Here is a 2,889-nt window from a genome sequence, read left to right as displayed (position 1 = left end):
GTATTTACTCTATATTTACTTTATTTATAGATCTTGTTATTTTTTTATTTAAAACACTTTCTAAGAAATAATGATGAAATTGGCTCCACTCCCCTTCAGGATGTGTCTGCCATTGTTACAGGACAAGTGTTATGGGATATTAATCATAATTTTTGTCAATCTTGGGATCGGCAAAATAATAAACAGTGGGGAAAAGATCCCGTTGATATTGGTATTACTGGGAAACGACAAGCGTTTACGCGTGAGCATTATCAGCCGAATCCATTACTCGTTGATTATAGCAAACTTGTGATGGCACAAATTGTTCGTACCTATGATCAACCCAATATCGAAGATATTATGAAGGTCTATTTAAAGAATATTAAACAGACCACAAGTTATATTTATACAGAAAATCAGTATTTTCGCTTTCCGCCGTTAGTCAGAGAGTTTATCACCTACTGGGAAACAATTAAAAATAATGGGCGCACAGAAGGACCAATTCATTGGTTTACGGTAACGAATTCTTCTGATGAAGGCATTGGCAAGGGAACTTATACTACTAATGAAATGTTTAAATTATTGGGCAGACAGGATGTGATGCCCGGGGTGGCGAGAAATGTCAAGTTAAGTGAACTTGAAGCACAATTAGGCATGGCGAGAAAGAGTGAATTCCGCTTATATAATGAACGCATGAGAGCGCCGACCCCGGAGGGAAAAGTTGTTGCGAACGCTGAATTTGAGAAAAATCGGCAGGAAATTCAAAAAATTGAAAAGGAAATAGGCGAGATTAAAGCGAAGCAACAAATTGAGGAGAAAAAAACGCAAGAGGCTGAAAAAGCGGGCTCGACTAAAAAAGAGGGTGAACTCAATCAAATTGAGTCATCTGAGCTCGGACAAGAAGAGCCAAATTTGACAAAAGAGCTCGGCTATGAAATCAGTGACACCCCGGGGATTAAAGCGCATATCTGCACCTTAATGCCGAAAGATGAGAATGGCAAATATGTACATACTTATAAGAAAAACGGCAAAGATACACCGGCGGAAGTCTATGTGCATTCCAAGGTGACCATTATGGACGATGTCTTCACCGTCATCAGTTCGGCGAACTTAAACACCCGCAGTATGCAGGTGGATACGGAATTGGGGATTATTATGGAATGTGCTGATGTGGCGGAGGGACTGCGCAAACGCTTATGGGATTTACATACCAATAAGAACTCTGCCGCGAATCCTGATGATATGCATGATTATGAGGTGACTGAGGGCGCATTTAAAGAATGGCAAAGATTAATTAATGAAAATAAAAAAAATATGGGTGATAAATCCCCTAAATGCGCTTTACGGGAATTTTACCGGGCAGACCCAACAGTAAGTCGGAGTGACTAAAATGGTAGCACGTATTTTTAAAATCATCGTGATTATCATGACTGCCTTGATTATTCTGGTGATTTGGGTAGGCATGAGCTTATTTAACGGTATTGATTTAGGGGGGACCGGGCACTCGACTTCACCCGGAATGATTGACGAATACAAGGCGAGAAAAATCAAAATGGAAAAAATGGAACAATTACAGGCGAATTTAGAATTTGTTTGCAAACATGAAGAAAAACCGGAATTGCTACCGGAAACTCAACAACTCTATAATTACGCCCTTTACCACGACCTGCACAATATGTGGACGGGCAAGCGGGGCGATGCGGTGTGGAATGGGTTGGCACGTTATTATCGTATTGCCGCAATGAATGGCGATTACAAAGCCAATATCCGCTTACAATATTTATTGAAAAGCGGACGTATCAGTTCCGATATGCCGCAAACAGAAGTACATAATCTCAATGAAGAACTGGCAAAACAATTGCCCGCCACTGCGTATTATAATCTGTATGGTTATTTGGATGTGGGCTACGGCGTGCGCACGGAAAAAGATGGCAAATATGCTTACTTAAGAAAGGCTGCAGACTTGGGAAGTCGGGAAGCGCAGTATGTCGTAGCGGATATGTTGGAACAAATTAATGATGAAGACACGTTACAATTACGAATAAAAATAGTTGAAAAATTACTCTCTTGTGCTTCAGAGCAAGGGTTGGGTAAGGCTTCAAATTCTTTAGGTATTGGTTTCAAAATGGATAAAGAATATGCAAAAGCCTTGGAAGCCTTTCATCAAGGAGTAAAAAATGGTGATTCTCAATCAGCGTATCAATTGACAAAAACTTTTGAGAATACAAATGCTAAGGAAGGAGATTTAGATTATTTAAATATCCAATATGACTTGGAAAGAGCTAATCGTTATAAAACTATTGAGGATTATCTCTATAAAAAAGACTATCTTCAACCCAAAGTTCCCGACTTAGACGACATCGTACCGTTACCGCCTGCCCCGCTGCCGGAATGGGACGGCAAAATTGCGTTCCAACGTTGGTTTGAAGGGGAAGCCCCGCCAAAACCGGATGAAGCCCTGGTGCGCCGCTTAGCATGGCGGGCAGGTTTAAACGGCGATACAGGTTTAGACGAAAAAACCGGTATGCCGAAGAAACCAACAAAATGATTAAAAAATTAACCGCACTTTTAGGCTGAACGGTTTAAAAGTGCGGTGGTTTTTTAGCGGGTTTTATTATCGATATTTTCCATTTTTGCATTGCTATTTTCTGGAGTGACTCATGGTCGCACGAATTTTTAAAATCATTGCCATAGCCCCGTAGCGTGCATCTTGATGCACGATTAAATAGAATGTCGTGCAACAAGTTGCACGCTACGGCTCTTAAAGAGCTTTTACTTAATAGAGAGTATGTTCTCGATGATTATGATAGTCATATTTCAAACACTAGCTGGATAAAAATATGTAATAAGATAGTAAATTTAGCTTTTAAATATAAATTAAAGATAGAAATTCATTTAAATAGAAAGAAT

2 protein-coding genes and 1 pseudogene are annotated in these 2,889 nt (G+C 39.7%); all 3 read left to right on the top strand.

Annotation, left to right across the window (positions count from 1 at the left end; genetic code table 11):
• Positions 1-33: 33 nt before the first annotated feature.
• Positions 34-1,368, top strand: a complete 1,335-nt coding sequence (locus tag QZ106_RS09380) for a phospholipase D-like domain-containing protein (RefSeq protein ID WP_295976578.1) — start codon at positions 34-36, stop codon at positions 1,366-1,368.
• 1 nt (position 1,369) lies between these two features.
• A complete protein-coding gene (locus tag QZ106_RS09375; protein ID WP_295976577.1) occupies positions 1,370-2,527 on the top strand; it encodes a DUF6396 domain-containing protein in 1,158 nt (385 codons plus the stop codon).
• 182 nt (positions 2,528-2,709) lie between these two features.
• Positions 2,710-2,889 (top strand): annotated as a pseudogene (locus QZ106_RS09370) (hypothetical protein); the annotation flags it as partial.

Origin of the sequence: uncultured Aggregatibacter sp. (assembly GCF_901873365.1) — a bacterium.
In the GTDB taxonomy this organism is placed as follows: Bacteria; Pseudomonadota; Gammaproteobacteria; order Enterobacterales; family Pasteurellaceae; genus Aggregatibacter.
This window is presented reverse-complemented; position numbering and strand designations above follow the sequence as displayed.